Origin of the sequence: Planktosalinus lacus (genome assembly GCF_014640155.1) — a bacterium.
GTDB classification, from domain to species: Bacteria; Bacteroidota; Bacteroidia; order Flavobacteriales; family Flavobacteriaceae; genus Planktosalinus; species Planktosalinus lacus.
Map to the genome: position 1 here is coordinate 203,094 of NZ_BMGK01000007.1, position 25,935 is coordinate 229,028.

Sequence of the window (25,935 nt, forward strand, 5' to 3'; positions counted from 1 at the left end):
CTTATTGTTTTAATCATTTTTGAATACGTGCAGTTTGGCGCCCATTCCATAATTGTCATAGCCGTTTCTGAGCAATTCAGAATTTGGATTGTAATCAAAATTAAAGGCTTGCCATTTCTTATTGTTAAAAAAAATGCGTCTTACCATGGTTTGTTTGCCGCTCAGTTGGTTTGTTAAAGGCAATAATGGTCTGAAGGATACAGCAATTTTTTCAATTCCTCTTTTGGTTTTGTATTCGTTATAGGTTTTTGTTTGAATAAGGTTTCCATTACTGTCAGTGGGTCCTAACACTTGAATGGAAACATACAAACCTTCTTGTGGGATAAAGATGTTATTGTCTGAAAGGTCGAGTTCAAAAACGTCCTTTTTTTCTTTTTCAGTTATGTTGAAAACGATGTTACCATAAGAAATTTCATTTCCCGGAAGGCCATTGTCGTTCTCATAAAATTTCACGCGCATCAAAGTTGAAAATTTCCTAACGGGAATGATTTTGCCTGCCACTTCTTCCTTGACATTGATGGGCAATAATAGAGTAGCAATTTTAGTGGGTTTAGCATCAATTTTTTGAAACAAAACAGCGATTTCACTTTCCACGGTTTGAAGCCATGAATTGTGGTAATTGGTGTGCGAAATAGGTTCAACTTCCCTTTTTTTATATTTGCCGTCAGGCAGGCTTGAGAGGACTACTTCTTTCAATTGGTCAACTTTTGGCGCAAGTGAATAGGCTTCCTTAATTGTTGAAGTGAGGATGCTGATTTCTTCATAACCCAAAGCTGAAACAAAGAGGGTGTCTACATCTGGGTAGCGCTTTTTCTGGTATAAAAACTCCCCTTCAGCATTGGCATAAGAACCGAGTCCGTTTCCAAATGAGATGGTTGCAAATGAAACGGGTTCTTGAGTTTCTGCATCAAAAAAGCGAATGGTTTGACCCGAAATCAAATTAGTGAATGCTAGAATGAAGATTAATGAGTAAATTTTCATTTGTTATTTTCTTTTTTCAAGATACGAATATATTTTGTTCAAAAGCTGTTCCAATCACTACGATATCTGCTCCCATTTTAAAAACTTCTTCCAGTTCGTGGGCAGAGCGAATGCCCCCACCCACTATCAACGGGATGTTCAATGCTTTTGAAACAGACAGAATAATTTGATTTGAAACCCTGTTTTTAGCACCACTTCCAGCTTCCAGGTAGACGAGTTTCTTTCCGGAATATTGCCCTGCCAATGCTGTATGGATAATTTTTTTAATGTCGTTTTGAGCCATGGGTTTGGTATTGCTGACGCGTTCTACTGCACTTCTGGCCCCACCATCTATCAATAAATAGGCAGTGGGAATAACTTCCATAGTACTTTCTTGAAGCGATTTTACCGCTTTTACTTGTTGATTGATGAGGTATTCGGGATTGTCGCCTGAGAATAAACTCAGGAAAAGAAGTGCATCTGCTTTATTAGTAATCTGTTTTGCATCACCCGGAAATAGTACAACCGGGAGCTTTGAGAATTGTTTGAAGATATTCACTATAGTCTCAGTTTGAAATTTTGTTGCAGTGCTTCCTCCCACAAAAAGATGGGTAGTAGTTTTGGGGATTTTGTTTAAAAATTCTAAAGTATTTTTTGGATCAAAATCTTCAGGGTCGATCAAAATTGCGAGTTGTTTGACTCCCTTTTTTTTTGCGTTAGTAAATGATGTGTAAATGGCACTCATCAAAATGAAAGATTAACAAAGTGCATAAGCACAGGTGAATTGTTCAAACTCAAAAAAGTGGACTTGGTAGGAGTTTATTTTTCCATTGAAAATAATTTCGGCAGTGGTTTCATTGTCTTCAAATTGAAAATCCCTTACATCAATGTGGTGCAAAAAGCTCACGCCTCTATTTGCATATAGCTTGTATAATGCTTCTTTGGCACACCATACAATAGTTAATTTCTGAATAACGGCAGCGTCGTTTGCCAGGGTTCTGTATTCTTTTAAAGGGGTAAATTTATTGGCGATGCGTAAAATTTTATCTCGTTGTTTCTCGATGTCTATTCCCACTTCATTCTTACTAATAATTATTCCGGAAAATTCATGAGAGTGAGTAATTGAAATACAGGTATGGTCTTTTAAATCCGGTTTTCCGTCTTCGTTGTAAACCAAATCAAAATCGGTATACCCGGCTTCTTTTAATAAATGGCGCACACTTAAAAAGCCTCTTTTGTGAATGTCTGAAAGCATTTTTGATATCCTGAACCGGCTGTTTTCAGTGAGAGGAATGTCTTTTATGAGTTCCTCAAAAGGCTCTTCAATCTTCCAAATGAGTACTTTAGTATGTGGGTTTATTGTTATTGTTTTGTAAAGAGGCATAGGTTTTGGTAGATAATCTGTATTTTTGTATTCTTAAAAATCATATTATACAAATATAACATTATGAGTACTAAAACTGTGCCTTATACGGCTTATAAAGTAAAAGATATTTCTCTTGCTGCCTGGGGAAGAAAGGAAATTGAATTGGCTGAAGCAGAAATGCCGGGTCTTATGTCCCTTAGAGAAGAGTTTAAAAATGAGCAGCCCCTTAAAGGAGCACGTATTGCCGGATGTTTACATATGACTATACAAACGGCTGTGTTGATAGAAACCTTAATAGCATTGGGTGCTGAAGTTACCTGGAGTTCTTGTAATATTTTTTCAACCCAGGATCAAGCTGCTGCAGCGATTGCTGCTGCCGGGATTCCTGTTTATGCCTGGAAAGGAATGACAGAAGAAGAGTTTAACTGGTGTATTGAGCAAACCTTATTTTTCGGTGAAGACCGAAAGCCTTTAAATATGATTCTTGATGACGGAGGTGATTTGACCAATATGGTTTTGGACAATTATCCTGAATTGGCTTCTGGTATTAAGGGCCTTTCAGAAGAAACAACTACAGGTGTGCACCGTTTATATGAACGAATGAAAAATGGCACCCTTCCAATGCCTGCTATCAATGTGAATGATAGTGTTACAAAATCGAAATTTGACAATAAATATGGCTGTCGTGAAAGTGCGGTGGATGCTGTGCGTCGTGCAACAGACACCATGCTTGCCGGAAAGCGCGTGGTAGTGTGTGGGTATGGTGATGTTGGAAAAGGAACTGCAGCATCTTTCAGAGGAGCAGGTTCTATTGTTACTGTAACTGAAATTGATCCTATTTGTGCTTTGCAAGCTGCGATGGATGGGTATGAGGTAAAACGCCTTGAAACTGTGATTGGGAATGCCGATGTTGTTTGTACTGCTACCGGTAACAAAGATATTATTCAAGAGCGTCATTTCAGAGCGATGAGAGACAAAGCAATTGTTTGTAACATTGGTCATTTTGATAATGAGATTGATATGGCCTGGTTGAACAAGAACTATGGGGCAACCAAGGATGAAATTAAGCCTCAGGTGGATAAATACACCATAGACGGAAAAGATATTGTTGTGCTTGCAGAAGGGCGTTTGGTAAACTTGGGTTGTGCAACAGGTCACCCAAGTTTTGTGATGAGCAACTCGTTTACAAACCAAACTTTGGCTCAAATAGAATTGTGGAAAAATACTGACAATTATGAAAACAAGGTGTATGTTTTACCAAAACACCTTGACGAAAAAGTAGCAAAACTTCATTTGGAGCGCATAGGTGTTGAGCTGGAAACTCTGAGAGAAGATCAAGCGAGCTACATTGGAGTTACTGTTGACGGTCCCTTTAAACCTGATTACTACAGATATTAAAACTTAATTACATACAATCAAACAAAAAACCCTTTCTGATTCCAGAAAGGGTTTTTTTATATTCTATAAAAGAAAGAAAACTATGCTTCAAACGGTTCAATCGAAACGTATGATTTATTGTCTTTCTTTTTTGTGAATTTAACTAATCCATCCACTTGAGCGTGAAGGGTGTGGTCTTTTCCGGCATACACATTTTCACCTGGATTGTGTGCAGTCCCTCTTTGTCTTACGATGATATTTCCGGCTACAGCAGCTTGTCCACCAAAAATCTTAACACCTAAGCGTTTTGATTCTGATTCCCTGCCGTTTTTGGAACTACCAACACCTTTTTTATGTGCCATGGCTTAACTTTTTTTAAATTATTATTTTATTTGTTTTTCAACAATTCTTTTGCTTGCTTCACCCATTCTTCAGATTCAATCTTTTCTCGGGTAACGCCATCTAAAGCTGAAAGCTGCTCTCTGTCTGCTGCTTTCAATTTGCTAATTTGCTGAAATGTGTATATTCCGATTTCATTTAACTTTTCTTCATAAGCCGGCCCGATTCCGTTGATTTGTTTTAAATCATCAGCATCACCCTTTAAAGCTGTACCAATATTGGCGAAAAGTTTTTCAAGGTTGATTTCAATATTGCCTTCTTCTGCACGGTTTTGAGCTCTTGATACTAAGTTATCGCTAACTTCAACTTCTTTTTTTGGAGTTGCTTTTTCCGTTTTTGGAGTCGCTTTCTCTGCCTTTTTAGCCGGAGCTTTTTTCTCGGCTTTTGGAGCAGTTGCTTTTTGTTCTTTCTTGGCAGCTTTTTTAGCACCTGAAGCAACAATGCTTTCAATTACGATTTCAGAAAGCGATTGACGGTGACCATTTTTCTTTTGGTATCCTTTACGTCTTTTCTTTTTGAAAACAATTACTTTGTCACCTTTAAGGTGTCTCGTGATTTTTGCTCCTACCTGAGCTCCTTCTATAGCCGGGGCGCCTAATGTGATATTGTCCCCTTCTTCAATAAGTAGTACATTGTCAAAAGTGACAGATGAACCCTCCTCTTCAGATAAACGGTGAACAAACACTTTTTGGTCTTTCGCAACTTTAAATTGCTGCCCTGCTATCTCTACAATTGCGTACATAGCGTGTTTTTAGTTAATTTAAACTTGATTAAACATTAGATTTTCTTCTAACGCGGGCGCAAATATACACCTAAAAAATGAATATACAAATCCCTGTTATCCACTTTTTTTAATTGGGTTTGTTTTGGTTGGTGTTCCATGAGTCCTTTAGTAACTGCATAAAGGCAAGGGTGAGGACAAATGAAGTGGCAAGTCCCATTATTAAAACAGAAACTATAAGTGTTAATGGTCCGTTACTCAGGTTTACATCCCAGCCTTCCAGAATGGTTGTTGCAAACTCTGGATCAATGTGGTACATGTAGATCGCCATTACTATACCGAACAATACTGAAGCAAACGCACCGCTTAACAGTCCAGCCTGAAAGCCTTTTTCATATTTAAATTTAGTATGATTTTTTTTATAATTTGTAATGGCTTGGTAAATTCCAAACCCAAAAATCACAGCATTGAAGGCACTTAAAACAGTAAGTGTGTGTAGGTTAAAAAATCGAAGAACCAAGAAGTAAACAATTAATAATACAGAAATTATTAAACCATATTTCATATAATGTTTTGTCATGATTGAGATTTTTAAAGTTAGTTGTCTCCAATATCGTAAAATTTAGAATTAATTATCACTAACACATTGTTAATTTTTTAAGTTTTGTATAAAGGATACACTCATAATCTTATCTTTGTAAACTATGAATCGTGTAACAATCTTCACTATTTTAATACTAATGAGTCACATTTTTAATCAATAACAATTACTATGAGAAAAAATCTTTTTACCATAGCATTGCTTCTTTTTGCTTTTACTTATGTTCAAGCACAAGAAGTTGCTTTTGAAGAGTACAAATTAGACAATGGCTTGCATGTTATTTTACATCAGGATGATACAGCTCCTGTAGTGATCACTTCGGTGATGTATCAGGTAGGTGCTAAAGACGAAAACCCAGAGCGCACAGGATTTGCTCACTTTTTTGAACACCTTTTGTTTGAAGGAACAGAAAATATTGAAAGAGGAGAGTGGTTTAAAATTGTTTCGTCTTACGGCGGATCAAACAATGCCAACACCAGCGATGATCGTACTTATTATTATGAACTATTTCCCTCAAATGCTGTTGAGGTAGGTTTATGGATGGAAAGCGAGCGCATGCTTCATCCCATCATTAACCAAGTGGGTGTGGATACTCAAAATGAAGTAGTGAAAGAAGAAAAAAGACTGCGTGTTGATAACCAGCCATATGGAAATATTTTTTCAGAAGTAAAGAAAAATATGTTTAAAAAACACCCTTATCGTTGGTCACCAATCGGAAGTATGGAGCATCTTGATGCAGCAACTCTTGATGAATTTCTTGCTTTTAATGAAAAGTTTTATGTACCCAACAATGCTACTTTAGTTGTGGCCGGAGATATAAATGTTCCAGAAGTAAAAAAAATGATTCAGGATTATTTTGGTCCTATACCCAGAGGAGCTGAAGTTGAAAGAGTCAATATAAAAGAAGATCCTATAACTGAGCAAATCAATGCGGTGGCTTATGACCCTAATATTCAAATTCCAGCTGTTCTTCACGCCTACAGAACACCAGCAATGAACACACGTGAGGCGCGTGTTCTCGACATGGTTTCAACCATTTTGAGTGACGGTAAAAGCTCAAGATTGTATAAAAAATTGGTAGACGACAAAAAGATGGCGCTTCAAGTATCTGCATTTAACGTGAGTCAACAAGATTATGGAATGTATTTAACCTTTGCTCTTCCATTAAACAATACTTCTCTTGAAGATTTAACCAAAGAGATTGATGAAGAAATCGTAAAACTTCAAACCGAATTAATTTCTGAAAGAGAGTTTGAAAAGCTACAAAACGTGTTTGAAAACCGTTTTGTAAACTCAAATGCTACGATTGCAGGTATTGCCGGTTCATTGGCAACTTATCAAATGCTCTATGGAGATATTAATTTGATAAACAATGAAATTGACATTTACCGTTCGATTACCAGAGAAGAAATCAGAGAAGCTGCAAGAAAATATCTAAACCCAAACCAACGACTGCGTTTAGAGTATTTACCTGAAAATGACAAACAATAAAATTACAGATCAATGAAAAAGTATATACTATCTTTAACAGCTTGTTTATTTTTTATAAGCTTTATCAATGCGCAGGTTGACCGTTCTAAACGTCCTGTTCCTGCACCCGCACCAACCATCAATCTTTCAACACCACAGTCTTTTGAATTAGACAATGGCATGAAAGTTATGGTGGTGAGAAACACCAAACTTCCCAGAGTTAGAATTCAATTGCGTTTAGACAACCCACTTTATGCGTCTCAGGACAAAGCTGGTGTTGAATCACTATTGGCTGCCATGCTAGGAAATGGAACCACATCTATTTCAAAGGAAGATTTTAACGAGGAGGTTGATTTTCTTGGAGCTTCTATAAACTTTGGCTCACAGAGTGGTTTTGCCAGTTCCCTATCAAAATATTTTGACCGTATTTTTGAATTGTTTGCAGACGCTGCAAAAAATCCTTTGTTGGATGGAGAAGAATTCCAAAAGGAGAAAGATAAGTTGCTAGAGGCGTTGAAAAACAACAAAAAAGATGTTTCAACAGTTTCAAGACAAGTTTCTTCTGCATTGTTGTACGGAAAAAAACACCCTAAAGGTGAGTTTGCAACCGAAGAAACCGTTCAAAACATCACCTTAGCAGATGTAAAAAATTATTATGAAAACTTTTTCTCACCGGAAAATGCTTATCTGGTAGTAATTGGTGATGTAAACTTTTCAAAAGTAGAGGCTCTTGCCAAAGCACATTTTGAAAACTGGCCAAAACGAAACGTGTTGGATGTAAGTTATTCTGATCCTACAGATGTGCAATACACTCAAATCAATTTTATAGATATGCCCAATGCAGTTCAGTCTGAACTGGTAGTTGAAAACATCGTCAACTTAAAAATGAGCGACCCTGATTACCACGCTGTTTTAATAGCAAACAGTATTTTGGGAGGAGATTTTAACAGTTACCTCAATATGAACCTGCGTGAGGACAAAGGGTGGACTTATGGAGCACGTTCATCTACAGGAGCCGGTAAACACGTTACAAGTTTTTATGCTTCCACCAGTGTTAGAAATGCAGTGACAGATAGCGCAGTTGTTGAAATGCTACATGAAATCAAGAACATTAGAGAAAACCTGGTTGAAAATGATAAACTGGCTTTAGCGAAAGCGAAATATACAGGGAACTTTGTATTGGCACTTGAGCGTCCTGAAACCATTGCGAATTATGCATTGAACATCGAAATTCAAAACCTGTCGAAAGACTTTTATGAAAACTACCTCAAGAAAATCAATGCTGTTACTGCTGAAGATGTAAAGCGAGTTGCCAACAAATACTTTTTGGTTAACAATGCTCGTATCGTCGTCACCGGAAAAGGTTCTGAAGTACTCGAAGGTCTTAAAAAGATTGACAGAGGAGACGGCACCATGATTCCGGTAAAATACTTTGACATTTACGGAAATGAGGTTGAAGAACCCAACTATACGATAGCAATGGATCCTTCAGTAACTATTGAAACAGTGTTGAACAACTATATAAATGCTATTGGCGGAAAAGGTAAACTCAATGATGTTAAATCAGTATTCACAACTGCAGGCGCTACTATGCAAGGAATGCAATTGGGTATGGAAATGAAAGTGACCAGCGACAATAAAATGTCACAAGCTATTTTGATGGGTGGAATGCCACTTCAAAAAACGGTGTTTGACGGTCAAACAGGTTACACCATGGCACAAGGACAAAAAATGGAGTTTGATGAGAAGCAATTGGCAGATATGAAAGAAGGAACCGGTTTGTTTCCAGAATTGGATCCTGCCAAAGCAACACTTATTGGAATGGATACTGTAGATGGAGTCACTGCTTATGCAGTTGGTTACGGAGATTCTAAAGTGAGCTTTTACAATGCTGAAACCGGCTTGAAAATCAAAGACGAGAACACTCAAGAAGTGAATGGTACACCAATGAAATCATCAATTTTATATGGTGATTATAAAGAAGTGGGAGGTATTCAATTCCCGCACACAATGACCGTTTCGGCAGGACCTCAGGAAATTAAATTTGAGGTTACTGATATTAAAATCAATGAAGGCGTAAGCGAAGAGGATTTTAAATAGACATTAGAAATCAGACTTAAGATTTTAGATAAAAAACCGCCCCGCTAAACCGGGGCGGTTTTTCGTATACGCTTTTTGCTGTTGGCAAGGACTACTCCCACCAGAATGATTCCGCCGCCAATCAACTGCATAAATGAAAATTGCTCACCATCTATAATTCCCCAGAGTAGTGCAACAATAGGTATTGTGTAAGTTACCGAAGTAGAGAACACCGGCGTGCTTATTTGAATCAGTTTGTTAAATACTAAAAGAGCCAAAGCAGTTCCAAAAATGGCCAGTAAAGCGATATATCCTGCTGCATTCAATGTGCCCGGAGCTTGAAGTGTTTCGGCCTTGAAGAAACCTGTAGAGATTAAAATTATAAGCGCAGGAATCATGATCACGAAAAAACTCCCTGCTGAAATGCCCAGTGGTGTAAGTTCCTGTAAACGGGTTTTGATCACATTTACATTCATAGCATAGCCCACTGTAGCCATAAAAATAAACAACACATACCAGTAATTTTGATTTGGATTGATGTCTGCACTTTGCCAAATTAACAATAAACAACCGGCCAGACCAATTAAAACACCCCACAATTGTCTTTTAGAAAAACCAATGGCAAAAAACATAGCCCCAAAAATCAAGGTCATAATGGGAGTGGTCGCATTGAGAATGGAGGTAATGGCACTGTCAATTTCTGTTTGTGCAAAGGCAAAGAAAAACGCAGGAAAAAAAGTTCCTAAAAAACCTGCTATAGCAACCCATTTCCACTGATACTTAGTGAGTTTTCGAATGCGATTAAAGCCAATAATAAAAAGGAAAACCCCGGCAATTACAATTCTTAAAGAGCCTACCTGCAAGGGGGTTAAGCCCACAAGAGCTTTTTTAATCAATATAAACGAACTTCCCCAAATTATGGAAAGTAAGATTAGATAAACCCACTTGATATTGTCTTTCTCCATAGTGTAAAATGAGTGACAAAATTCAACAATTTAAACCGATTAATCTTCTTAATTTGTAACTTTGTAAAAATTTTATAATTAAAGAAATGAGAACATTTAAATATACCTTTTTATTCGTGGCGTTAGCAATGTTAAGTTTTTCGTGTAAAAACGAGTCTCAGCCTGAAACAAAAGCTGTGGAAGTTGCTTCAGCTCCTGTTAAAGAAAAAGAACTAAACCCCAACGCAGTTTATACAGATGCTACTTTTGAAATTGAAGGAATGAAGTGTGCTATGGGTTGTGCAAAAGTGATAGAGAAAAACATCGCCCAAATGGACGGCGTTAAAGAAGTAAAGGTTGATTTTGATTCAAAAACAGCTACAATTTCTTTTGATGCACAACTTGCAAATCAGGAAAAAATTACTAAAACAGTTGTTAATACTTCTGAAACTTACAGTGTGACAAGTTGGAATGGCACACAACTTTCAGATAGGACTGAAGCGCAGAATGAATAAACTCTCAAAATATTAAAACTAAGGGAAGCCCGGCAAATAGTGTCGGGTTTTTTTATTGAATCACTACCTTAAAAGTTTTTGGCCTGCTAGAAGTTGTAGTCGCTTTTAAGATGTAAAGCCCTGATTTGACTGTGCTTAAATCAAGATAAACAGTACTTTGATTTTGAACAGATTTAGTTTGTAATTTCTTTCCGCTTAAATCAAAAAGTTTGAGGTTTGTTAACTTTTCGGCGTAAACCAAACTAAAATGATTTTTTTTAGCTTCGGAGATGAGTTGTATTTTAAAATCGTCTCTCACAAAGGAATTCAAATCCAAATGTACCGGTTCGCAAACATCGATAGAATCAAGATTTGAATAGAACATCTCGGTATTTTTAAAGAAACAACTCACTTTTCCAACATTGTTAACATCTGGTTCACCACCGGGGGCATTGATCATAGACAATGAGCCCATTCCTTCTACCCAGATAGCATTGGTGTTGCTAATGGTATTTGAAGGCGTGGGAGAAAAGTAGAAATGCCTGTATTCATTTCCATCAGCCAAAGGCAGGTTTATAATAGAGTCTAATACATAAAATCCTCCATTGGCTGGAAATGGAGTGATGGGGTTCAGCATTTCAATAGTTTCACCCACTTCCATAGAAAAATCATAGAGCAATAAATCCTCAGTATATTGAGGTTCAAGTATAGTGAGATATACTTTTTGTTCGTTGCTATTTTCACGCAAAAGGAGATTGCGATTGATGTAGTGATAACCGTCGAGGATTTTATACGTTTTATTGTTTACAAGGGTGTCTCCATCAGTAAAATAGACATCTGTTACACAACCTGAGAAACAAGAAGTAAACTGCCATTCATTGAGGTCGTCCAATAGAGGGGTATAGCTTTGAGATGAAACTGAAAAGCCAGAAAAAATTAAAAAAATGAATGCGGTTCTTTTAAAGAAATGAAATTTTATTGCCATTGAATTGTTTCCATAATTCGTCTAATATCTTCACGAATATAAGAAATTGCAGGTAAAATAGAGTCAAAATTTGGTCTGCTTTTAAAGTAAAGCGAACCGGTGACAAAATGCTTTGTGCTGTCAGTTACATAAAACTGAGTTGATGTAGCAGCATTTCCATTAATCATATACAGCATTCCATACACGTTGTTGATTGAATCTACCCTGGGTTGCTCATAGATGGAAGAAGCTTTAATGGTGTGGTCGTAAGTCAATTTTTGGGCGTCATACAACAAAGAGTCGATATTGTTTTCAATTGGTCGGTATGTCAAATGAATCGTTGCTTTCATATTGGGATACACTAGGTCCAACCAGCAATTGTTTTTGGATTGTAAATTTGCCTGAGCGTTGTAAACAAAATTAAAAGGGCATTCTATTTTTGGGGAGACATAAATGGGTTCAGGATATTGAAGATGTAAAAGTGCTTTAGGCTTCACAACTACTTCATCACCGCAGCTTGCCAAAAATAAAAATCCTATAAATAACAATACATACCTCATGAAACGATTCCTTTAAAACAAGAACGCATTTATTATTTAAAACGTATTAAAAAGGCAGGTCATCTTCATCCTGCTTTTCATCTTGACCTTGTTGAGGTTGGGCTTGTGTTGGCTTGGATTCTGTAGAGGTTTCAGGTTGTGGGCTTGTTTTTTGATTGTAATTTTCAGATTCACTTTTAGGAGTTAAAAAGGTGAAATCTGTACATTGAATTTCTGTGCTGTAACGTTCATTGCCCTGATCGTCTGTCCATTTTCTTGTTTTTAAACGACCTTCTATATATACTTTGTCTCCTTTTTTCAAATAACGCTCACAAATTTCAGCTGCTTTATTTCTCACTACGATGTTGTGCCACTCAGTGTTGGTCACTTTTTCTCCTGATGTTTTGTTTGTATACACTTCATTGGTGGCCAACGGAAAACGTCCAATGCAATTTCCTCCTTCAAAATGAATCATTTTTACATCATCTCCTGTGTGTCCAATTAACATGACTTTATTCAGTGTTCCACTCATAACTTTTGTTTTTAGTTTCGTTCAAAGATATTACTTTTCAATTGCTTTTAAAAGGAGAAGCGCTCAATAAAATTTTGAATTACAACGGGTACGGGATATTTATTGATTTCTGAAATTGCATATCCATCTTTTGGAATCATATCTGTATTCACTATCCAAAAGCGGATGTGTAAATGCTGGTGTGAGAGTTTGTGTTGAATGGGTTTTTCATTGAAAAGCGTCACAGATTCAATTTTGGTTATATCAAAGACATCCTCGATTTCAGCAGTATTTAGAATACTATTATTTTCTTTTTCTATCAGCGGAAATTGATAAAGGTTTTTCCAAATTCCGTTTTGTGTTCTCTTTTCGAGTAAGGTTTTTTCATTTGCTGAAACAACAACTAAATAATTAAAATAGCGATTACGCACTTTGAGTTTAGATGTTTTTATTGGAAGTAAAGTTACTTTTCCGGTATTGAAAGCAATGCAATGATCTTTAAAAATACATCCACTGCATAGGGGTTTTTGAGGTTTACATTGGGTGGCACCAAACTCCATCAACGCCTGATTGAATTCACCGGGATTTGTTTGGTCAAGTAAACTTTGGGCCAGTGTTTTAAACTCTTTGGCAGCCTGTGTTGTATTAATGGGAGTTTCAATACCAAACACCCTGGACAAAACACGAAATACATTGCCATCCACAACAGCCTGGGGTTCATCATAACAAATGGAAGCGATGGCACTAGCAGTATAGTCACCAATTCCTTTTAGTTTTTTGAGCTCTTTATAATTATCGGGGAATGTTCCATTGAAATGTTCAACTACAAATTTTGCTGTATGATGCAAGTTCCTGGCTCGGGAATAATAGCCCAGTCCTTGCCAGAGTTTTAAAACAGTTTCTTCATCGGCTTTGGCCAAATCAAAAACCGTGGGGAAGGTTTCAATAAATTTTTCATAATAAGATAAACCCTGATCAATGCGTGTTTGCTGGAGAATTATTTCAGAAAGCCAGACTGCGTATGGATTGGTTGTTTTGCGCCATGGAAGCGCTCGTTTGTTTAATTGATACCAGTCAATAAGCAGTTTTGAAAAGTTCATAGAAGTAAATATTCTCACAAAAATAACTTCTTGCATTCAAACGACATTGCTTTTTTAAGTGAAATATGTTTCCTTTGAGATATGAATCAAAAAGTCTACTCAATACATGAGGCACAAACCAGGATGGAGCGATACTGTATTTATCAGGAGCGTTGTCATCAGGAGGTAGAGCAAAAATTGAGAGCAATGCAAATGATACCTCAAGCGGTTGAAAAAATCATGCTTCACTTGTTTGAAAATGATTTTATAAACGAAAGCCGTTTTGCCAAAGCATTTGCCCGTGGAAAGTTTTCTATAAAAAAATGGGGAAGAAATCGTATTGTGAATGAACTCAAAAGGCGAAAAATTTCTGCTTATAACATCAAACTGGCCCTTCAGGAAATAGATAATGAAAACTATTTAAAAACATTGGATGAATTGGCTGAAAAGCGTTTTTATCAAATCAAAGAAACCAATAAGTATAAAAAAAGAAAAAAACTAGCAGATTATTTGCTGTATCGGGGTTGGGAGAGTGATTTGGTGTATGAAAGGGTAACCGGGTTAGTTCCTTAAATCTGAAATATTTTTTGCATTTAGGTTGGCCTGAGTATTAGTACCTCTTAGGGTTCAACAGTTCGTGATTAATCCTCTTCAGTACCTTCACTTTTTAATTCGTGAGTAGATTTTTTATATTTCCCTTCCAGGTCATCAATTAGTGATTTACTCCATAATTTTACTCCAATAAAATAAGAGGCACGCCCTATGAGGTGAGCCCCCACAGGTGCGGTTAAGAGGATGAATAAAATGATTGCCAACACTCTTGATGTAATTGATATTTCATTGAAATAGATAGCAGCTGCAGCCAGAATTAAGCCAATGCCCAGTGTGGCTGCTTTGGTAGTAACAGATATCCGCAAATAAGTATCGGGCATCCTGATAACTCCCACTGCTGCCAGCAAAACAAACAAAGTACCTAAAGTTGCCAATATGCCTATTATTATATCACTCATTTTTATTTCTTTTTTCTAAATAATATGAAAAAGCCACGGTGCCCAAAAATGCAATCAATGCCAAAATCATTGCAATGTCAAGAAAGGTGGGCTGGTTTGAGGTAATGCTATAAATGGCAATGACCCCAATTCCTGTTGTAATTAATAAATCAAGCGTTATGACACGATCTGCTATACTGGGGCCCATTAGAAATCGAATGAACAACAACACGATCGAAAACGAAAGGATGGGCAATAAAATATAATATAGGTAGTCGTGTAAGGTCATCTTAAAATTTCTAACAACCGTTTTTCAAATCCTTGTTTAATTCCTTGAATAAATTTTTCTTTATTTGAAACATACATCCCGTGCACATACAGCACTTTTTTGTCATTAGACACATCTAGGCTCAAAGTTCCAGGAGTTAAGGAAATTAAATTGGCCAAGAGTGTGATTTCCAAATCGGTTTTAGCATCCAGCGGAACTTTTATAATCCCTGGTTTCATATAAAATTTGGGTGTAATTACATCATAGGCAACCTGCAAGTTTGCTTTAAATAACTCATAGAGAAAGAAAAAGAAAAAAGCAATCATCTTAGGTAAAATTTTAAAATATTTTGACTCTCCTTTGCCCAAAGTAATCACCCACAAAATAAGAAAGCTCAACACAAATCCAAAAACGAAGTTCAGCAAATCAAAACTTCCTGTAAGGGCAACCCAAATAAAGGTCAATAGGATATTGCTTAAAAATCTACTTCTCATGGTTGTTCTTTAATGTTTCCTAAAACTGATTCTATATACAATTGATTGTTCATTAATTCAGTACCCACTCTTTCTGCTAATTGTTGTATGTTTTCTGCACCAAAACCAATATACAATGAAATAAAAGCCAAAAAAGCGATGGGACCTAAAATCTGTATTTTCTTTTCCAATTTTAACAGGTGGAAATACCTGAAGTTTTGAATAGTTGGAAGTTTTTTTCCTTCTTTCCAAAACACTTCTGCCCAAATGCGTGCAATTACAAAAAGTGTAATAAAGGTAGCAAATATTATGGCTCCTATCAACCAATAATTTTCAATCTTGAAGCTTTCAGTAATCAGAGAGAGTTTAGGCCAAAAACCTGATAATGGGGGGATTCCAACAACCGAAAACAGTGGAACGAGCATTAAAAGTGATAGTAATGGGTGTTTTGCATAAATGCCCCCAAGATTCTTCATGCTCATGGTTCCTTTGAGTCGGTAAATCAATCCGCTTACCATAAACAGGTTTGTCTTGACGACTATATCATGAATGATATAAAAGATTGCTCCAGCTATAGCTGCTTCAGTATACAAGCCCAAACCGAGTATCATAAACCCAATATGAGAAATGATAAGGTATGAAAATATTTTCGAAATATTGTTTTGAACCAACGCCCCTATAGCACCAACAAATAAAGTGAGTCCCGCCAGTGTTAGGATGATGGTTTCCAAAAATGCATCGCCTACAAAGATTAAGGTAAATACCCTTATCAAAGCATAGACGCCCACTTTGGTTAATAATCCGCCAAACACAGCAGAAACTGCCGGTGGCGGGGTGTGATAAGATGCCGGGAGCCAAAAGTAAAGTGGAAAAATAGCTGCTTTAATCCCGAAGCCTATTAAAAATAAAATGGCTGTTACTTCGACCAATCCTCTGTTTTCGATTGCTGCAACTTTTAAGGAAAGGTCGGCCATATTAAGTGAGCCGGTTAATCCATATAAAACAGCCACCGCTGTTAAAAAGATTACTGATGCAAAAATGTTTAGAGTAAAGTATTTAACTGCGCCTTCCAGCTGCTTTTTTTCTCCGCCCAAGGTTATCAAAACAAACGAACTAATGATAATAATTTCAAACCAGACATAGAGGTTAAAAATATCACCGGTTAGAAATGCCCCGTTGAGACCAAGCAGTAAAAAATGAAGTATTGGCAGGTAGCCAAACTTCAGGCGGGCTTTTAAAATGGTGCCTATAGAAAAATAAGAAACGGCAATTCCGCTTATTGCAGTTAGTAAAACCATCGTTGCGGCAAAGGCATCGGCTACAAATGTAATTCCAAAGGGGGCTTCCCAGTTTCCAGCTTGTATGGTAAGGGTGCCTTCATTCCAAACAGTACTGAAAAGCCATATGGCCACCAGTAAACTTAAAACACTTCCTGCAGCACTTATTATCTTTTGTATTTTGATGCTATTCCAAGAAAATAGCAACAATATTGCCAGAAGCAAATGAACAATTATGGGGTATAAAACTATATGTTGTATCATGAAAATTCGTCAGTTGAGTTCATTTGATCAAGGTCATCAGTTTTTACAACTTTATAAGCTCTTTTTATCAAAACAATTGCAAACGATTGTAATCCAAAGCTTATAACAATAGCTGTGAGAATCAAGGCTTGAGGTACGGGATCTGCATAAGCATCCAAAAAGAATTTTGATTCTTCAGGAATGATAGGCGGTTTTCCTTTGGTAATTCTACCCAAAAGAAAAATCAATAAATTGGCACCGTTGCCAAGTAAAATAAGACCGATAATTAGCTTAACCAAGCTTCTTCTCAGCATCATATACAAGCCCGAGGCATATAAAAGTCCAATCAATATGGCTAGTAAAAACTCCATAATTATGCTGATTCTGTGATTGTGAAAATTATTGTTAATGAAACCCCTATAACTACCAAATATACTCCAATATCAAAAAACAGGGCAGAGCCCACCATGCCAATAACAGCTAGTGGTTCTGGAAACCATATACCGGTCATAAAAGGCAGGTTAGAGATTAAAGCCGGAGACACTCCGGCAAGAAATGCCACCAACAAACCAACCGGCATTAAAAAGCCCGGATGCATTTTTATTAGGTTTTTTGTGTTTTCAAGTCCGTTTGCAAAAGCGTGTAACACAAAAGCAATTGATGCGATGAGACCACCAACAAAACCACCACCAGGTAAATAATGCCCTCTAAGCAAAATGAAAATAGAAAACAAAAGCAAGAGCGGCAAAAGATAATTTGAAGCTGTTCTGAGGATAATTGTTTTCATAGTTTGCTTGGTTATTTTCTGTTTTTCTTGGTTAGTCTCAGTTTCAGTAATGAAAATACACCAATTGCTGCAATAGTTAATACTGCGATTTCCATAAATGTGTCAATTCCCCTGAAATCTACTAAAATAACATTGACTACATTCTTTCCTTTTGCAAGGACATAGGCATTTTCTGCATAAAAATCTGTTATCTGAGATCCTTGTGGCTCTCCCAGGACCTCTAATGCCAATACAGTTATCAGCGAGCCAAAAACAACTGATAAAATACCGTCTTTAATCCGTGCTTTTCGGTCAGAAAGCTTTAAGTACTTTGGTAATCTATAAAGTACTAAAACAAATAATATTACGGTTAAGGTATCAATCGAAAATTGTGTCATCGCCAGGTCTGGCGCACTGTAGTACACAAAAATTAAACTGATAGCAAGCCCCACAACACCCATTGCGGCAACAGCAGCCAATCTGGATCTTGTAAATACAGTATATAAAATCCCAACTGCCATTACAAGTAAGGTAAGTACTTCATAAACGGTTAATTCAGAAAAGGAATCGTAATCAATTACATATTTGGTGTTTTGCAGAAGTGTATACCCTGTCAATAGCACCAAAAATAATATAATTACTGAGACATAATACCTTAAATATCCATTCTGAATTAAGCCGGTGACTTTTTTTGATCCTTGGCCAAAACCATAACCAATCGATTCCACTATTGATTTTGGTGCGATTTTGTCAAATTTTGCAATTCCTTTTTCTAACTTTAGGGAAGGTTTAAACAAGAAATAGATTAGTAATCCAACCCCAATGGTGATGGCACTCAATCCTAAAATTAAATTGAACCCGTGCCAAAGTTTGATTTGTATTTCACTTCCGTTTTGACCCATAGCAGTAACTGCGGGTTGAATTAAAGAATCTTGAACAATGGAAGGAAAGACTCCAATTGTGATACCCAAAATTGCTAAAATTAAGGGAGGTATCCACATTAAGAATCCGGGCATATGTGCTTTTTCAAATGATTGAGGTAATTTTCCAGTAAAGGGTTTAATACCGGCTAGAAATCCGGCATACAACAAAAGTATGTTAGTGATAATTGCTAAGGCAGTTAATAAAACACCTGTATTTCCAAAGTGAAGGGTTGCTTCATAAATAAGATCTTTTCCTATAAAACCAAAGCTGGGCGGAATACCGGCATTTGAAATTGCAGCTAAAAATCCTGCTATAGCAACAGGTAGTAATACTTTTCGTAAGCCTGATAGACGTGTAACATCTCTTGTGCCGGTTTCGTGATCTATAATTCCCGTAACCAGGAAAAGCGTTGCTTTATAAAGTGCGTGAACTAAAATAAATACACAGGCTGCCACGAAGGCTTCGCGGGTTCCGAGCCCAATCAGAAAGACAAGAATACCTAAAGCGGCAATGGTAGAATAAGCCAATATTCCTTTTAAATCTGTTCTAAAAAGTGTGTGTATGGCAGCATAAACCATCGTTATTGCACCCACAGTAATCAGGGTGGTATTCCAAAGTTCAGTATTTCCCAAAGAAGGAGTAAATCGCATTAACAAATACACACCTGCTTTTACCATCGTTGCAGAATGTAAATAGGTTGAGACAGGAGTGGGTGCTTTCATTGCACCTGGTAACCAGAAATGAAATGGAAATTGAGCAGATTTTGTGAAAGCAGCTCCAAATATTAAGATCACTATAATGATATAATGTGAGCTTTCAGCAATCAAATCTTTAGAAAGAAGCATTTCAGAAATGCTGTATGTTCCTGTTATATTTCCTAAAATTAGCGCTCCCGCAAGCAATAACAACCCTCCAATTCCTGTAATGGAAAGTGCAAGAACGGCTGATTTTCTGGAAGCCTTTTCTTTGTTGTTAAATCCAATGAGGAAAAACGAACTTATACTGGTTAATTCCCAAAAAATAAAAAGTGAAATTATGTTGTCTGAAAGCACAACGCCCAGCATCGCAGCCATAAAAATACCTAAGTAACCATAAAACCTGTCAAGGTATTCGTGGCCTTTGAGGTAAGTTGCTGTATAAGCAAAAACCAGAAAACCAATTCCGGTAATCATTAAAGTGAAAATTAATGATATACCATCTAATGTAAAACCTAGATTTACTCCCAGTGATGGAACCCATTCATAGGTCTTGGTAATGATTTCACCGGAGGATATTTGACGTGTAAATTGTAAAAAATAAATAAAAAGTCCCAATGGAACGAGAGCCGAAAGAATCGCAGCTTTTCCTTTAATATATTTTCCGGCTACGACCAAAAGAAGCGAAAAAATAAAACCTGTAAGTATGGCGGTTAGCATATAGTTTTAAGTGTCAATCACAAATATAGTGGATTTTAACAAGTTTTAAAACTGAGGAATCAGTATAGATTCAAGGTTTAACAACTTGGTAACATTTAGAAATAAAAAAATCCGATAATCAATCTAATTATCGGATTTATAGAATGTGTGTTTTTACTAAACTAATCTGCCAGGATAATCACCTTATTGTTGTTCATTTCCAATGTGCCGCTATTGATAAACAGAGTCCATCTGCCATCAGCACTTTTATTGAACAGTTTTTTTGAGGCATCAGAAAAAGATATATTTCCATCAATTTTGACAAGTCCTTCCTGTAATATGGAAACAATGGGGGCGTGGTTATCCAGCATTTGAAACTCACCATTGACACCGGGTACTGCGACAGATTTTACTTCGGCTTGCAATAAAACGGCTTCGGGTGATATGATTTCTAATTTCATAATTTTATTTCAAAGTTTAAAGTTCAAGGTTCAACGTTAAATTTTGAACCTTGAACATTGAATTTTTATGCTTCAGCAAGCATTTTCTCACCGGCTTCAATAGCTTCTTCAATAGACCCTTTCAGGTTGAAGGCTGCTTCCGGAAGGTGGTCTAATTCACCGTCCATAATCATGTTGAATCCTTTGATGGTTTCTTTAATATCAACCAATACTCCTTTAAGACCGGTAAACTGTTCTGCCACGTGGAACGGTTGTGAAAGGAAACGCTGAACACGACGCGCGCGGTTTACCGCAAGTTTGTCTTCTTCAGAAAGTTCTTCCATACCTAAAATGGCAATGATATCTTGTAATTCTTTATAGCGTTGTAGTAATTCTTTTACTCGCGATGCACAGTTGTAGTGATCTGCTCCAAGGATTTCCTTGGTCAAAATCCTTGACGTTGAATCCAGCGGATCCACCGCAGGGTAGATACCCAATTCGGCAATTTTTCTGGAAAGTACTGTTGTTGCATCCAGGTGGGCAAAAGTCGTAGCAGGAGCAGGATCCGTTAAATCATCTGCAGGCACATATACTGCCTGTACAGAAGTAATCGAACCTCTTTTGGTTGACGTAATACGCTCTTGCATCGCACCCATCTCAGTTGCTAGTGTTGGTTGGTAACCCACCGCTGATGGCATACGTCCAAGAAGTGCTGATACCTCAGAACCGGCTTGTGTAAATCTAAAAATGTTATCAACGAAGAAAAGAACGTCTTTTCCTTGTCCTTCACCGGAACCGTCACGGAAATATTCTGCAATAGTCAATCCTGAAAGGGCCACACGGGCACGTGCTCCGGGAGGTTCGTTCATTTGTCCGAATACGAAAGTTGCTTTCGATTCTTTCATTGCTTTTTTATCAACTTTGGATAAATCCCATCCGCCGTTTTCCATTGAGTGCATAAAATCATCACCATATTTGATAATACCCGACTCAAGCATCTCTCTCAAAAGGTCATTACCTTCACGGGTTCTTTCACCCACTCCGGCAAATACAGATAAACCACCGTGACCTTTTGCAATGTTGTTAATCAATTCCTGAATCAATACAGTTTTACCAACACCGGCACCACCAAACAGACCAATTTTACCACCTTTTGCATAGGGCTCAATCAAGTCAATAACTTTGATCCCTGTAAAAAGTACTTCGGTAGAAGTTGATAAATCCTCAAATTTTGGTGCTTCGCGGTGAATGGGAAGTCCATGCTCGCCGGCTTTTGGAAGGTTACCAATCCCGTCGATGGCATCACCGATCACGTTAAATAATCTTCCATAGATATCATCACCAATGGGCATTTGAATGGGCGCACCTGTGGCAACCACATCAACCCCTCTGCTCAATCCGTCTGTTGAGTCCATAGAGATGGTTCTCACGGTATTCTCACCCACGTGAGATTGCACCTCAAGAATCAACTTCCCGGTGGGCATTTCAATTTCTAATGAATCGTAAATTTTTGGTAGTTCAGCACCACTAGCAAACTCAACGTCCACAACCGGACCAATGATTTGAGCAACTTTACCTGTAACGTTTGACATTGTTAACTATTTATTGTTTAGCAAATTTATTATCATAAAAACCTAAGAAAATAGGTTACGATTTTCACGGCGCAAAGATAGTTTTTTTAATTGAAATAAAAACCAATGATTTTGAGATTTTTTCTTCTAAATCAATCGTTATGCTGATTGATTTTTACTTTTTTATAAATAAAAAACGGATTCAAATATTCACTTCAATCCGTTTCGTAATGTTTTTAATTGGGATTATAGATTGGCTGAATACTCTTCCCAGCCCCAGGAAGGTTCAGGGGTTTGAATTTCTTTGGTCAGATCAAATGAAATGGAGAACTCCCTGTCTGTACCCAGACGCTTTAAATTATAGGTGTAAGTGGAATCATCGACGGTAATCCACCACACATTTGTTGCAGCAGCCGGGATGATTTCGCGGGTTTGTTCGTCTGCCGGAAAAACAGCTACGTTTGGTAACCCACTGTTGGTAGTGGTGCCTCCATACATTGTTACTTCGTCGTCTGAGCCGTCTTCCTGGCGGTGGTCGTGTTTAAGTTCTATGGTTCCATTTTCATACCTTAAAACCCACGTCCTGCTTCTGTTGTCCCCCACGTTGAAGGGAATAAAAATTTCATTATCGCTGCAAGACAATAGGTGCATGACGAGTTTTTTACCCCTGAAATCATCATTTTCAGGAGCTTTGATTACTTCACCTTCAAAGGCTTTGCCGCAATGTGACATCAAGGTGTTCCAAAAGGCTTTTGCACCGGTTTCTGTATCGGTTTTGGTTTCAACCACTTCTTCCACGTCTTCCACGACATTTTCCTCAACGGTGTCTTTTTGCTTTGATTCACAAGCAATAAAGAGCAATCCCAAAATGGGCAGTATATATAATTTTTTCATTTGGATTTGTTTTTTGGTTCGTTTCTTGTAAAAATAGCGAAATGATTTTAATCATCCACAATTTTCATTTTTCGTAACAAGAATGAGGCATTCATATTTTGTGCAATACCATTTTTAATGGTGTAGTCAAAATGGAGCTCATCGTCAATGATTTCTGCATCAAAATAGTAGTTTTTCACTTCGTCGTGATCTTTTTCCACTTCACATAAACTCAAATCGTGGGTGGCAATGATGCCGGTGGAATGGGAAGCGACAAGTTTTTCAATAAATTTTCTGGAGCCTAACGCCTTGTCGGTGCTGTTGGTGCCTTTTAAAATTTCGTCGAGGATGATAAAATAATTGTCTTCCCGGATTTTGTCAACGATGAACTTTAAGCGCTTGAGTTCTGAAAAGAAATAGGATTCATCATCTGTCAGCGAATCTGAGGTGCGCATACTTGTGATCAATTTTATGGGCGAATAAGAAAAAGAAGAAGCACATACCGGAAGCCCAAGATTAGCCATCACGATGCCCAGGGAAACCGTTCGCAGGAAGGTACTTTTTCCGGCCATGTTAGCGCCCGTGATGATAAAAAATTGCTGGTTTTCAATGCTGAAATTGTTTGTTACCGCTTTTGCCGGGTCTAAGAGCGGATGGACAAAATCACGGGCTTTAATAACGTTTTTACCTTCGGTAATTTCAGGGAAGGTATACTTTGGATGGTTGAATGAAAAATTGGCCAGGGAGTTTAGCGCATCCATTTCGGCGATGACCGCAAACCAATCTTCTGCTTTTTGTCCATAGTTTTTGATCCATTGTTCAATGTGGTAGCATTGATAGAGGTCCCATAGTAAAAACCCGTTTGCAAAAATACCAAAGAGCATATTGTTTCGCTGGTCAAGATTGTCCAGTTGTTTTGAAAATTTTCGGGCAATGTCTGAAGCCTTTTCATTTTCCAATGCAATTTGTTCTTGCAGGCTTTTTAATTTCGCGGAAGCGAAAACCGATTGCTCCATTTGTGATAACAAATAACGGTATTGTTGAAAAACATCCTGAATTTTGGAAGTTTCTTCAGAAAGTTTGTTGATTTTTTTTAAATACGTACCAGAAATACCCAAACCGATAATAAACCAAAGCAGTAGTTGCTTTAAATTGATGATTTCTGCAAATAAAGCTATAAAAATACCAATGGAAAGCATTGAAAAAACAATGGGTAACACCTGCATTATTTTTGGCACAAAAAAGGAATGGTTTTTTAATAAATCCACCACAGTTGCTGTGGAAGTTTCCGATTTTGAAATGGAAGCATAGGCCGTAAAATCCTGACGCCAGGCTGCTTTTTCCGAAAGTTCCTGGACGGCTTCCTGCTTATTTTTGATGTTATCAATGGTGTTGCCTTTCAATTTTTCAGCAAGTGAAGATGCTCCTTCACGGGTAGCTGTGCGGTTGAGGTATTGGTAAAAAGAACCTTTGCCAAACAGGTCAATATCCTGACTGTAATAGTGCATGTCTTCTTTAAACTCATTGCCTTCGGGAAAATCAAACACTTCTCTTTTTAAAGCCTGGAATTCTTTTTTGTTGATAGCAATAAGCTCCTGAAATAGTTTTTTTTGAAAGCTTAGGTCGCTGTGACGGGAAATCAAGAATATAAACAAGCCACTGCCCAAAATAATCACGGCAATGACCCCTCTCGCATCGCCAAAAAAGAAATACACCCCATAACAAATTAATACAAACACCCCCAACCGAAGCATACTGGAAGCAAATAATTTTTGTTTAATGTCTTTGAGTTGCTTTTGAAAGATTTCGGTTTGTGAGGTATAAAATACGTGCGGTTGCTCTGCCATCTTTACTATTTAAAAGCTCCGAAATTACAGCTAAAATTATAAATTGGCTAATTCAACTTGCAGTTTTTTGGTAAGACTTGCAACTATCAAATCATAGGAGTGGTCAATGAGCTCCCGGATCATTTCATCGGGCACTTCATTATTGATTGAAACTGTGTTCCACAGGTTTTTGTTCATATGGTAGCCCGGTTGTATGGATTCATATTGTGCCCGCAGTTGTAATGCCCGATCAGGGTCACATTTTAAGTTTACTGAAGGTGTGCCTTCTTCCCATTTTTTGACAGATGAAAGCGCAAACATTTTTCCCATCACTTTAAACACCAACACGTCATCATCAAACGGAAAGTGTTCGGTGACGCCTTTTTTGCTTATGCAGTAGTTTCTGTATTGTTCTATGTTCATTTTAGTTTGTTAATGAGTCACTTCGACAGGCTCAGTGACCGAACTCTCTGGACTCTGAGCCTGTCGAAGGGCCAAATTGAGAATAGTTTTTACTATATTTTATTAATTCATCTAGTTTACCCATTATTAATGCTTCTTTCTTTTTTCTACTCCAACCTTGAATTTGTTTTTCCCTGTAAAAAGCTTCATCAATTCTTGAATATTCTTCATAATAAATCAATGTAACCGGAAGTCTTTTTCGAGTGTGATTTGATCCAACCCCATTATTATGCTCCATCAATCGTTTGTCGATGTCCTTTGTGCTACCCGTATAGTAACTTCCGTCAAAACATTTTAATATGTACATATAAGCTTTCATTTTGTTATAGTTATGAGTGTCACTTCGACAAGCTCAGTGACCGGATTCGACAAGCTCAGTGACCGGATTCGACAAGCTCAGTGACCGGATTCGACAAGCTCAGTCAACATTTCCGGACCCTGAGCCTGTCGAAGGGTCATTTCCAATCTCCCCTAAATGTGTAAACTTAAATCCTTTTTCATACTTCAGACCGTAACCAAACATTCTGTCCATTGCGGCGTGGGAAAATAAGATGACGCCAATGAGTTGTGTGATTTCTGATTGTGTATAAATACCAATAAGGTAACAAGCGGCTGCAATCCCCCGATGATGAAAGAGGTTATAACTAAAAGCACCCGTTTTGTTCCCAAAGGCATAGCCCACCATCCCGATATCAGGAGTTAAAAGCAAGACTAAAAACCACCACCAGGCAAAAGAAAGTTGGGAAAACAGAAAAATGCCTAAAATAAATAGCGCTAATTCTTCGAGTTTTAGGGTTGTATTCATAAAATTCCAAATTTAAAGTGAACTTCCCTGATTAGAGTTGACCGTTTTTAAACATTAATTTCATTGTTAAAAATAGTAATTGATTGTTGATGAAAAGTACTTTTCATCAACAATCTCTCT

At 37.4% G+C, this 25,935-nt stretch carries 30 protein-coding genes; 5 read left to right on the top strand and 25 right to left on the bottom strand.

Annotated features, from left to right (window positions below; all coding sequences use genetic code 11):
* Window positions 1-9: 9 nt before the first annotated feature.
* Genes IEV69_RS09970 through IEV69_RS09980 form a run of 3 tightly spaced genes read right to left on the bottom strand, consistent with a single transcriptional unit; the run spans window position 10 to window position 2,344 of the window.
* Window positions 10-981, bottom strand: coding sequence for a peptidase associated/transthyretin-like domain-containing protein (locus IEV69_RS09970; protein WP_188442016.1), 972 nt, complete (start codon window positions 979-981; stop codon window positions 10-12).
* Between the two features lie 16 nt (window positions 982-997).
* On the bottom strand, window positions 998-1,705 hold the full coding sequence (locus IEV69_RS09975; protein WP_188442018.1) for a phosphoglycerol geranylgeranyltransferase: 708 nt from the start codon (window positions 1,703-1,705) through the stop codon (window positions 998-1,000).
* Between the two features lie 12 nt (window positions 1,706-1,717).
* A complete protein-coding gene (locus tag IEV69_RS09980; protein ID WP_188442021.1) occupies window positions 1,718-2,344 on the bottom strand; it encodes a 4'-phosphopantetheinyl transferase family protein in 627 nt (208 codons plus the stop codon).
* A 63-nt stretch (window positions 2,345-2,407) separates the two neighbouring features.
* On the opposite strand from IEV69_RS09980, the gene ahcY reads away from it, so the two are divergent.
* A complete protein-coding gene (gene ahcY / locus IEV69_RS09985; RefSeq protein ID WP_188442023.1) occupies window positions 2,408-3,724 on the top strand; it encodes an adenosylhomocysteinase in 1,317 nt (438 codons plus the stop codon).
* 80 nt (window positions 3,725-3,804) lie between these two features.
* On the opposite strand, the gene rpmA is transcribed toward ahcY, so the two are convergent.
* The 3 genes from rpmA to IEV69_RS10000 all read right to left on the bottom strand — a co-directional run bounded on the left by rpmA (window position 3,805) and on the right by IEV69_RS10000 (window position 5,403).
* Window positions 3,805-4,065 (bottom strand): 50S ribosomal protein L27, encoded by a 261-nt coding sequence (rpmA, locus tag IEV69_RS09990; protein WP_188442025.1) that lies wholly within the window; start codon window positions 4,063-4,065, stop codon window positions 3,805-3,807.
* Window positions 4,066-4,091: 26 nt separating this feature from the next.
* Entirely contained in the window at window positions 4,092-4,844 is a 753-nt protein-coding gene (gene rplU, locus IEV69_RS09995) for a 50S ribosomal protein L21 (protein ID WP_188442027.1), read from the bottom strand.
* Window positions 4,845-4,953: 109 nt separating this feature from the next.
* On the bottom strand, window positions 4,954-5,403 hold the full coding sequence (locus IEV69_RS10000) for a DUF4199 domain-containing protein (RefSeq protein ID WP_188442029.1): 450 nt from the start codon (window positions 5,401-5,403) through the stop codon (window positions 4,954-4,956).
* A 192-nt stretch (window positions 5,404-5,595) separates the two neighbouring features.
* Between IEV69_RS10000 and IEV69_RS10005 the strand changes: the two genes are divergently transcribed.
* Window positions 5,596-6,915, top strand: a complete 1,320-nt coding sequence (locus IEV69_RS10005) for a M16 family metallopeptidase (RefSeq protein ID WP_188442031.1) — start codon at window positions 5,596-5,598, stop codon at window positions 6,913-6,915.
* A gap of 12 nt (window positions 6,916-6,927) precedes the next feature.
* Window positions 6,928-8,994 (top strand): M16 family metallopeptidase, encoded by a 2,067-nt coding sequence (locus IEV69_RS10010; RefSeq protein ID WP_188442033.1) that lies wholly within the window; start codon window positions 6,928-6,930, stop codon window positions 8,992-8,994.
* Window positions 8,995-9,038: 44 nt separating this feature from the next.
* Here the strand turns inward: IEV69_RS10010 and IEV69_RS10015 are convergent, their stop codons facing one another.
* Entirely contained in the window at window positions 9,039-9,938 is a 900-nt protein-coding gene (locus IEV69_RS10015; protein WP_188442035.1) for a DMT family transporter, read from the bottom strand.
* 86 nt (window positions 9,939-10,024) lie between these two features.
* Between IEV69_RS10015 and IEV69_RS10020 the strand changes: the two genes are divergently transcribed.
* Complete coding sequence (locus tag IEV69_RS10020; RefSeq protein WP_188442037.1) at window positions 10,025-10,432, top strand: heavy-metal-associated domain-containing protein; 408 nt, start codon at window positions 10,025-10,027, stop codon at window positions 10,430-10,432.
* 52 nt (window positions 10,433-10,484) lie between these two features.
* On the opposite strand, the gene IEV69_RS10025 is transcribed toward IEV69_RS10020, so the two are convergent.
* From IEV69_RS10025 to mutY, 4 genes are read right to left on the bottom strand one after another with little or no spacing between them, the layout of a single operon-like run.
* On the bottom strand, window positions 10,485-11,396 hold the full coding sequence (locus IEV69_RS10025) for a T9SS type A sorting domain-containing protein (protein WP_188442039.1): 912 nt from the start codon (window positions 11,394-11,396) through the stop codon (window positions 10,485-10,487).
* Window positions 11,387-11,935, bottom strand: coding sequence for a gliding motility lipoprotein GldD (gldD, locus tag IEV69_RS10030; protein WP_188442041.1), 549 nt, complete (start codon window positions 11,933-11,935; stop codon window positions 11,387-11,389). The genes IEV69_RS10025 and gldD overlap by 10 nt, the downstream gene beginning before the upstream one ends.
* 46 nt (window positions 11,936-11,981) lie before the next feature.
* On the bottom strand, window positions 11,982-12,446 hold the full coding sequence (locus tag IEV69_RS10035; protein WP_188442043.1) for a single-stranded DNA-binding protein: 465 nt from the start codon (window positions 12,444-12,446) through the stop codon (window positions 11,982-11,984).
* Between the two features lie 47 nt (window positions 12,447-12,493).
* Entirely contained in the window at window positions 12,494-13,561 is a 1,068-nt protein-coding gene (gene mutY / locus IEV69_RS10040) for an A/G-specific adenine glycosylase (protein ID WP_308420134.1), read from the bottom strand.
* A 45-nt stretch (window positions 13,562-13,606) separates the two neighbouring features.
* On the opposite strand from mutY, the gene IEV69_RS10045 reads away from it, so the two are divergent.
* The gene (locus tag IEV69_RS10045) at window positions 13,607-14,077 is read left to right on the top strand and encodes a regulatory protein RecX (protein ID WP_188442045.1); all 471 of its coding nucleotides are present in this window, start codon (window positions 13,607-13,609) and stop codon (window positions 14,075-14,077) included.
* A gap of 68 nt (window positions 14,078-14,145) precedes the next feature.
* Here IEV69_RS10045 and mnhG read toward each other — a convergent pair whose 3' ends face one another.
* From mnhG to IEV69_RS10115, 14 genes are all read right to left on the bottom strand, one after another.
* Window positions 14,146-14,514, bottom strand: coding sequence for a monovalent cation/H(+) antiporter subunit G (gene mnhG / locus IEV69_RS10050; protein ID WP_188442047.1), 369 nt, complete (start codon window positions 14,512-14,514; stop codon window positions 14,146-14,148).
* Window positions 14,507-14,782 carry a cation:proton antiporter gene (locus IEV69_RS10055; protein ID WP_188442048.1) on the bottom strand — a complete coding sequence of 92 codons (276 nt, stop codon included), beginning with the start codon at window positions 14,780-14,782 and terminating at the stop codon, window positions 14,507-14,509. Before IEV69_RS10055 ends, mnhG begins: the two co-directional genes overlap by 8 nt.
* Entirely contained in the window at window positions 14,779-15,255 is a 477-nt protein-coding gene (locus IEV69_RS10060; RefSeq protein WP_188442049.1) for a Na+/H+ antiporter subunit E, read from the bottom strand. Before IEV69_RS10060 ends, IEV69_RS10055 begins: the two co-directional genes overlap by 4 nt.
* The gene (locus tag IEV69_RS10065; protein ID WP_188442053.1) at window positions 15,252-16,775 is read right to left on the bottom strand and encodes a proton-conducting transporter transmembrane domain-containing protein; all 1,524 of its coding nucleotides are present in this window, start codon (window positions 16,773-16,775) and stop codon (window positions 15,252-15,254) included. Before IEV69_RS10065 ends, IEV69_RS10060 begins: the two co-directional genes overlap by 4 nt.
* Entirely contained in the window at window positions 16,772-17,125 is a 354-nt protein-coding gene (locus tag IEV69_RS10070; RefSeq protein WP_188442055.1) for a Na+/H+ antiporter subunit C, read from the bottom strand. Before IEV69_RS10070 ends, IEV69_RS10065 begins: the two co-directional genes overlap by 4 nt.
* A 2-nt stretch (window positions 17,126-17,127) precedes the next feature.
* On the bottom strand, window positions 17,128-17,541 hold the full coding sequence (locus IEV69_RS10075; protein ID WP_188442057.1) for a Na+/H+ antiporter subunit B: 414 nt from the start codon (window positions 17,539-17,541) through the stop codon (window positions 17,128-17,130).
* An 11-nt stretch (window positions 17,542-17,552) separates the two neighbouring features.
* Entirely contained in the window at window positions 17,553-19,859 is a 2,307-nt protein-coding gene (locus IEV69_RS10080; RefSeq protein WP_188442059.1) for a putative monovalent cation/H+ antiporter subunit A, read from the bottom strand.
* A gap of 161 nt (window positions 19,860-20,020) precedes the next feature.
* Window positions 20,021-20,299, bottom strand: coding sequence for a FoF1 ATP synthase subunit delta/epsilon (locus IEV69_RS10085; RefSeq protein ID WP_188442061.1), 279 nt, complete (start codon window positions 20,297-20,299; stop codon window positions 20,021-20,023).
* A 65-nt stretch (window positions 20,300-20,364) separates the two neighbouring features.
* On the bottom strand, window positions 20,365-21,870 hold the full coding sequence (gene atpD, locus IEV69_RS10090; RefSeq protein ID WP_188442062.1) for a F0F1 ATP synthase subunit beta: 1,506 nt from the start codon (window positions 21,868-21,870) through the stop codon (window positions 20,365-20,367).
* Window positions 21,871-22,095: 225 nt separating this feature from the next.
* The gene (locus IEV69_RS10095; RefSeq protein ID WP_229741423.1) at window positions 22,096-22,743 is read right to left on the bottom strand and encodes a hypothetical protein; all 648 of its coding nucleotides are present in this window, start codon (window positions 22,741-22,743) and stop codon (window positions 22,096-22,098) included.
* Between the two features lie 47 nt (window positions 22,744-22,790).
* Window positions 22,791-24,569 (bottom strand): MutS-related protein, encoded by a 1,779-nt coding sequence (locus IEV69_RS10100; RefSeq protein WP_188442064.1) that lies wholly within the window; start codon window positions 24,567-24,569, stop codon window positions 22,791-22,793.
* 36 nt (window positions 24,570-24,605) lie between these two features.
* Window positions 24,606-24,971, bottom strand: coding sequence for an MmcQ/YjbR family DNA-binding protein (locus IEV69_RS10105; protein ID WP_188442067.1), 366 nt, complete (start codon window positions 24,969-24,971; stop codon window positions 24,606-24,608).
* Between the two features lie 31 nt (window positions 24,972-25,002).
* Window positions 25,003-25,317 (bottom strand): GIY-YIG nuclease family protein, encoded by a 315-nt coding sequence (locus tag IEV69_RS10110; protein ID WP_229741424.1) that lies wholly within the window; start codon window positions 25,315-25,317, stop codon window positions 25,003-25,005.
* Between the two features lie 111 nt (window positions 25,318-25,428).
* Window positions 25,429-25,815 (bottom strand): DUF4260 domain-containing protein, encoded by a 387-nt coding sequence (locus IEV69_RS10115; protein ID WP_188442071.1) that lies wholly within the window; start codon window positions 25,813-25,815, stop codon window positions 25,429-25,431.
* Window positions 25,816-25,935: the final 120 nt, after the last annotated feature.

What these genes read in the sequence shown, in the direction of transcription:
- IEV69_RS09970 (WP_188442016.1), bottom strand. Translation starts at nt 981, where the DNA reads ATGAAAATTTACTCATTAATCTTCATTCTAGCATTCACTAATTTGATT.
- IEV69_RS09975 (WP_188442018.1), bottom strand. Translation starts at nt 1,705, where the DNA reads ATGAGTGCCATTTACACATCATTTACTAACGCAAAAAAAAAGGGAGTC.
- IEV69_RS09980 (WP_188442021.1), bottom strand. Translation starts at nt 2,344, where the DNA reads ATGCCTCTTTACAAAACAATAACAATAAACCCACATACTAAAGTACTC.
- ahcY (WP_188442023.1), top strand. Translation starts at nt 2,408, where the DNA reads ATGAGTACTAAAACTGTGCCTTATACGGCTTATAAAGTAAAAGATATT.
- rpmA (WP_188442025.1), bottom strand. Translation starts at nt 4,065, where the DNA reads ATGGCACATAAAAAAGGTGTTGGTAGTTCCAAAAACGGCAGGGAATCA.
- rplU (WP_188442027.1), bottom strand. Translation starts at nt 4,844, where the DNA reads ATGTACGCAATTGTAGAGATAGCAGGGCAGCAATTTAAAGTTGCGAAA.
- IEV69_RS10000 (WP_188442029.1), bottom strand. Translation starts at nt 5,403, where the DNA reads ATGACAAAACATTATATGAAATATGGTTTAATAATTTCTGTATTATTA.
- IEV69_RS10005 (WP_188442031.1), top strand. Translation starts at nt 5,596, where the DNA reads ATGAGAAAAAATCTTTTTACCATAGCATTGCTTCTTTTTGCTTTTACT.
- IEV69_RS10010 (WP_188442033.1), top strand. Translation starts at nt 6,928, where the DNA reads ATGAAAAAGTATATACTATCTTTAACAGCTTGTTTATTTTTTATAAGC.
- IEV69_RS10015 (WP_188442035.1), bottom strand. Translation starts at nt 9,938, where the DNA reads ATGGAGAAAGACAATATCAAGTGGGTTTATCTAATCTTACTTTCCATA.
- IEV69_RS10020 (WP_188442037.1), top strand. Translation starts at nt 10,025, where the DNA reads ATGAGAACATTTAAATATACCTTTTTATTCGTGGCGTTAGCAATGTTA.
- IEV69_RS10025 (WP_188442039.1), bottom strand. Translation starts at nt 11,396, where the DNA reads ATGGCAATAAAATTTCATTTCTTTAAAAGAACCGCATTCATTTTTTTA.
- gldD (WP_188442041.1), bottom strand. Translation starts at nt 11,935, where the DNA reads ATGAGGTATGTATTGTTATTTATAGGATTTTTATTTTTGGCAAGCTGC.
- IEV69_RS10035 (WP_188442043.1), bottom strand. Translation starts at nt 12,446, where the DNA reads ATGAGTGGAACACTGAATAAAGTCATGTTAATTGGACACACAGGAGAT.
- mutY (WP_308420134.1), bottom strand. Translation starts at nt 13,561, where the DNA reads ATGCAAGAAGTTATTTTTGTGAGAATATTTACTTCTATGAACTTTTCA.
- IEV69_RS10045 (WP_188442045.1), top strand. Translation starts at nt 13,607, where the DNA reads ATGAATCAAAAAGTCTACTCAATACATGAGGCACAAACCAGGATGGAG.
- mnhG (WP_188442047.1), bottom strand. Translation starts at nt 14,514, where the DNA reads ATGAGTGATATAATAATAGGCATATTGGCAACTTTAGGTACTTTGTTT.
- IEV69_RS10055 (WP_188442048.1), bottom strand. Translation starts at nt 14,782, where the DNA reads ATGACCTTACACGACTACCTATATTATATTTTATTGCCCATCCTTTCG.
- IEV69_RS10060 (WP_188442049.1), bottom strand. Translation starts at nt 15,255, where the DNA reads ATGAGAAGTAGATTTTTAAGCAATATCCTATTGACCTTTATTTGGGTT.
- IEV69_RS10065 (WP_188442053.1), bottom strand. Translation starts at nt 16,775, where the DNA reads ATGATACAACATATAGTTTTATACCCCATAATTGTTCATTTGCTTCTG.
- IEV69_RS10070 (WP_188442055.1), bottom strand. Translation starts at nt 17,125, where the DNA reads ATGGAGTTTTTACTAGCCATATTGATTGGACTTTTATATGCCTCGGGC.
- IEV69_RS10075 (WP_188442057.1), bottom strand. Translation starts at nt 17,541, where the DNA reads ATGAAAACAATTATCCTCAGAACAGCTTCAAATTATCTTTTGCCGCTC.
- IEV69_RS10080 (WP_188442059.1), bottom strand. Translation starts at nt 19,859, where the DNA reads ATGCTAACCGCCATACTTACAGGTTTTATTTTTTCGCTTCTTTTGGTC.
- IEV69_RS10085 (WP_188442061.1), bottom strand. Translation starts at nt 20,299, where the DNA reads ATGAAATTAGAAATCATATCACCCGAAGCCGTTTTATTGCAAGCCGAA.
- atpD (WP_188442062.1), bottom strand. Translation starts at nt 21,870, where the DNA reads ATGTCAAACGTTACAGGTAAAGTTGCTCAAATCATTGGTCCGGTTGTG.
- IEV69_RS10095 (WP_229741423.1), bottom strand. Translation starts at nt 22,743, where the DNA reads ATGAAAAAATTATATATACTGCCCATTTTGGGATTGCTCTTTATTGCT.
- IEV69_RS10100 (WP_188442064.1), bottom strand. Translation starts at nt 24,569, where the DNA reads ATGGCAGAGCAACCGCACGTATTTTATACCTCACAAACCGAAATCTTT.
- IEV69_RS10105 (WP_188442067.1), bottom strand. Translation starts at nt 24,971, where the DNA reads ATGAACATAGAACAATACAGAAACTACTGCATAAGCAAAAAAGGCGTC.
- IEV69_RS10110 (WP_229741424.1), bottom strand. Translation starts at nt 25,317, where the DNA reads ATGTACATATTAAAATGTTTTGACGGAAGTTACTATACGGGTAGCACA.
- IEV69_RS10115 (WP_188442071.1), bottom strand. Translation starts at nt 25,815, where the DNA reads ATGAATACAACCCTAAAACTCGAAGAATTAGCGCTATTTATTTTAGGC.